Source organism: Streptomyces sp. OfavH-34-F, assembly GCF_022347745.1.
GTDB lineage: Bacteria > Actinomycetota > Actinomycetes > Streptomycetales > Streptomycetaceae > Streptomyces.
Genome location: NZ_JAKRGC010000440.1, coordinates 1 through 4,070, shown reverse-complemented (window position 1 = coordinate 4,070; position 4,070 = coordinate 1). Strand labels below are relative to the sequence as shown.

The window sequence follows — 4,070 nt, the reverse complement described above, 5'->3', positions numbered from 1 at the left end:
GGTGGCGCGGCCCGTGCCGGGCGGCGCCGACCGCCAAGTCTGTGCACGATGAACCTTCTTCGGCTACGGCGTATTCCGGTGCACGGGGTGCGAACCGGCCGGGTGCGTGCGCGGGCGCACGCGCAACCGCCTTGCACGGGCTCCGACATGACGGGTTGTCAGCTTCCTGGCCCGGGATCGACCGGTGGTCGGCCGGTGGTCGGCCGGTGGTCGGCCGGTGGTGGTGCGGCGGCGGGTCCTAGGCCGCCGGACCGAGTGGGACCGGCCCTCAATCCGATGTACGGGGTGCACGGCGGCTGCGAGTATGACACCCATGGTTCACGTCACCACCCCCGCACCGCCCTCCGAACGCACCAGGACCCGGACCTGGGCGGTGGTCCTCGCGGCCTGCGTGGGGCAGTTCCTCGTGGTGCTCGACGTGTCCGTCGTCAACGTCGCCCTCCCCTCCATGCGCGCCGACCTCGGACTGAGCACCATCGGCCTGCAGTGGGTGCTCAACGCGTACTCCATCGCCTTCGCCGGGTTCATGCTGCTCGGCGGGCGCACCGCCGACCTCTACGGCCGCAAGCTGATGTTCCTCGTCGGCCTCGGCCTGTTCACCGCCGCCTCGCTGGCCGGCGGGCTCGCCCAGGAGGGCTGGCAGCTGCTCGCCGCCCGCGCCGCGCAAGGGCTCGGCGCCGCCGTCCTCGCCCCGGCCACCCTCACCCTGCTCACCGCCGCCGTCCCCGAGGGCCCCGCCCGCGCCAGGGCCATCGGCACCTGGATGGCGGTCGGCGCGGGCGGCGGCGCGGCCGGCGGACTGGTCGGCGGGGTGCTCACCGACGCGCTGTCCTGGCGCTGGGTGCTGCTCATCAACGTGCCCATCGGGGTGCTCGTGCTCGTCGGCGCCGCCCTGTGGCTCGCCGAGGGCCGCGCGGAGAGCCGCCGCCGCGTCGACCTGCTGGGCGCCGTCCTCGTCACGGCGGGCCTCGCCTCCACCGCGTACGGCATCGTGCAGACCGAGGAGGCGGGATGGACCGCCACCGCCACCCTGGTCCCGCTGGTCGGCGGGCCCGTCCTGCTCGCCCTGTTCACCCTCGTGGAGGCCCGCGCCGCGAGCCCTCTGATGCCGCTGCGGGTGCTCGGGGCGCGGGCGGTCGCCTCGGCGAACGTCGCCATGCTCGTCATCGGCTCCGCCACGTTCGCGATGTGGTACTTCATGACGGTGTACGCGCAGAACGTCCTGGACTACAGCGCGCTGGAGGCCGGGCTCGCCCTGATGCCGTCCTCGCTGGCCGTCGTCGTCGGCTCCAAGGCCGCGCCCCGGCTGATGGCCCGGGTCGGCGCGAAGAACCTCGCGCTCATCGGCACCGCCGTCGCCGCCGCCGGCTTCGGCTGGCAGTCCACGATGACCGCGCACGGCTCCTACCTCACCGCCGTCTGCCTGCCCGGTGTGCTGATGATGGCCGGTGCCGGGCTCGCCTCCACCCCGCTCGCCTCGCTGGCCACATCGGGCGCGGCACCGGGGGAGGCCGGCCTCGTCTCGGGCCTGGTCAACACCTCGCGGACGATGGGCGGCGCGCTGGGCCTCGCGGTGCTCTCCACGGTCGCCGCGGCCCGCACGGGCGATGTGGCGGACCCGGCCGCGCTGACCGCCGGCTACGCCCTGGCCTTCCGCACGGCGGGCACCGTCCTGGTGGGCGGCCTGCTGCTGATGCTGCTCTGGCTCCCGCGCCACCGCCCGTCCCGGGAACGGACGGTACGGGGCTGAGCGGCGGGGGCCGGGACGGGCCGGGCGGTACGCCGCACCCCGGCGCCGGCCCCGGTCACCTCCGCTCGTACAGCGTCACCCGGCGCCCCCGTACCCGCGCGTCCGCGACGATGCCGAAGTGCTCCCGCAGCACCGCGGCCTTGACCCGCTCGCGCCGCGCGTGCTCCGTGCGCGCCGCCTCCGGCGCGTCCGTCACCAGCAGTATCCGCCGCTCCGCCAGCATCGCCGCCCTGATCCGGTCCGGAGCGGCCTCCACCCCGCTCAGCGTCCCGGACGCCAGCGGGCCCCGCACCAGCGCTATGTCCCGCAGACCGGTGAACGCCCCGGGCGACACCTGCCGCGCGTCGCGCCGGGCGCTCGGCAGGAACACCACCGCCACCCCCGGCTCCTTCAGCCGCCGCACGTCCGCCGCCATGGCCAGCACGTCGTCCACCCGGCTCGACGGCGACCGCTTGGCCAGCGACTGCGGCAGCAGCGCCGCGACCACGCACACCAGCAGGGCCGGGACCAGCCACCGCGACGCCGCCGGGAACCGGGGCGCCGCCGCCCGCACCGCCGCGGCGCACACACCCCCCGCCAGCAGCGCCAGGCCCAGCATGCTGAACAGCACATAGCGGTCCAGGAACAGCGGCTTGCCCAGCGAGACGGTCACCAGACCGAGTTGCGGAACCGCCAGCAGCGGCAGCCCCACCGACGCCACCGAGAGCCGCCCCGCACGCGGCCGGTCCGCCAGCGCCGCGAGCGATCCGAGCGCCAGCAGCACCCCGGGACCGACCAGCATGTGCCAGGTCAGCGGCGGTATCCAGGACACCTGCCCGGCCTGTTCCGCCGTGAACAGGACCAGCGGCAGCGCCCCCGCCACCGCGCCCGCCGACGCCACCGCCCAGCGCGCCGCCACCCGCCGCCCCGCCCCGCTCCACACCAGCGTCACCAGATGCGCGGGCAGCACGAGCAGCGAGAACCAGTTCAGCAGCGCCCCGAACAGCACCGCCCCCGCGTACGCCGCCCAGCGCCCCCACCCGCCGTGCCCCTGGACCAGCGTCACCAGGAGCAGCGTCGCGACCCCGGTGCCCGCCGCCACCAGCGCGTAGGGGCGGCCCTCCTGGAGGTAGAACTGCACGGCCGGCAGCAGCCCGAGGACCATGCCGCCGCCCAGGCCCGCCCAGCGCCCGGCCAGCCGCTCGCCGACGGCCGCCACACAGGCCGCCGCCACCGCCACGGCCAGCACGGACGGCAGCCGCAGGGTGGTGGTCGTCGGCCCGAACCAGTCGAACAGGCCGTGCATCAGCAGGTAGTACAGCCCGTGGACCGCGTCCACATGGCCCAGCAGAGTCCGTATGTCGGCACCGGACCGCAGTGCCACCTGCCAGGTCGCGGCCTCGTCCCGCCATAAGCTGCCCTGCCGCGAGAGCCCCCAGAGCCCGAGGGCCAGCGTCCAGAGCGCCGGCACGAGCCAGAGCGGAGCGGCGCGCCGGGGCGCGCGGACGGAAGAAGACATGGCGTGACCTGGCCCCCGAGGTGTCACGGTACGGATGGACGGCGGTGGTGCGGGCCGGTCAGAGCCAGCCCTGCTGCCGGGCCGCGCGGACCGCCTCCATACGGTTGCGGGTGCCCGTCTTGCCGATCGCCGACGACAGGTAGTTGCGCACCGTCGACTCCGACAGGTGCAGCCTGGCCGCGATGTCGGCGACCGTCGCCCCGTCCGCCGAGGCGATCAGCGCGTCCCGCTCGCGCGCGGTCAGCGGACTGGGCCCGGCACTCAGCGCGGCGGCGGCCAGCGCCGGATCGACGACGGTCTCCCCGGCCAGCACCCGGCGGATCGCCGCGGCCAGCTCCTCGACCGGGCCGTCCTTCACCAGGAAGCCCGCCGCCCCGGCCTCCATCGCCCGGCGCAGATAGCCCGGCCGGCCGAACGTGGTCAGGATCAGCACCCGGCAGTCCGGGACCTCCTCGCGCAGGTCGGCCGCCGCGTCCAGACCGCTGCGGCCCGGCAACTCGATGTCCAGAAGCGCCACATCGGGCCGGGACGCGAGCGCCGCCGCCACGATCTCGTCACCCGCGCCGACCTGCGCCACCACCTCGATGTCCGGCTCCAGACCGAGCAGCAGGGCGAGCGCGCCGCGCATCATCCCCTGGTCCTCGGCGAGCAGGACGCGTACGGAGGGGGCCGGGGGGTGCTCCTGAGGCATCTCGTTCACCGGCCCAGGGTAGGCGAGCGGTCCGCCCCGGCCGCCGCGCCGGGCGGGCCCGCCGCGTCGTCCTCCTCGCCGCCCGCGTCCGCCGGGAGTTCCGCCGTGACCACGAAGCCGCCGTCCCGGCC

Annotated in this window: 3 protein-coding genes; 1 reads left to right on the top strand and 2 read right to left on the bottom strand. The window is 75.9% G+C overall.

All coding sequences use genetic code 11. The features are described 5' to 3' along the window. The first annotated feature begins 313 nt into the window (after nucleotides 1-313). A complete protein-coding gene (locus MHW47_RS32855) occupies nucleotides 314-1,750 on the top strand; it encodes an MFS transporter (protein ID WP_239227496.1) in 1,437 nt (478 codons plus the stop codon). Nucleotides 1,751-1,805: 55 nt separating this feature from the next. Here MHW47_RS32855 and MHW47_RS32850 read toward each other — a convergent pair whose 3' ends face one another. After that, nucleotides 1,806-3,248, bottom strand: coding sequence for a glycosyltransferase family 39 protein (locus MHW47_RS32850; RefSeq protein WP_239227495.1), 1,443 nt, complete (start codon nucleotides 3,246-3,248; stop codon nucleotides 1,806-1,808). A gap of 58 nt (nucleotides 3,249-3,306) precedes the next feature. After that, entirely contained in the window at nucleotides 3,307-3,939 is a 633-nt protein-coding gene (locus MHW47_RS32845) for a response regulator transcription factor (protein ID WP_239227497.1), read from the bottom strand. Nucleotides 3,940-4,070: the final 131 nt, after the last annotated feature.

Excerpts from the sequence above, each read along its gene's own strand:
- MHW47_RS32850 (WP_239227495.1), bottom strand. The coding sequence starts at position 3,248 with ATGTCTTCTTCCGTCCGCGCGCCCCGGCGCGCCGCTCCGCTCTGGCTC.
- MHW47_RS32845 (WP_239227497.1), bottom strand. The coding sequence starts at position 3,939 with ATGCCTCAGGAGCACCCCCCGGCCCCCTCCGTACGCGTCCTGCTCGCC.
- MHW47_RS32855 (WP_239227496.1), top strand. The coding sequence starts at position 314 with ATGGTTCACGTCACCACCCCCGCACCGCCCTCCGAACGCACCAGGACC.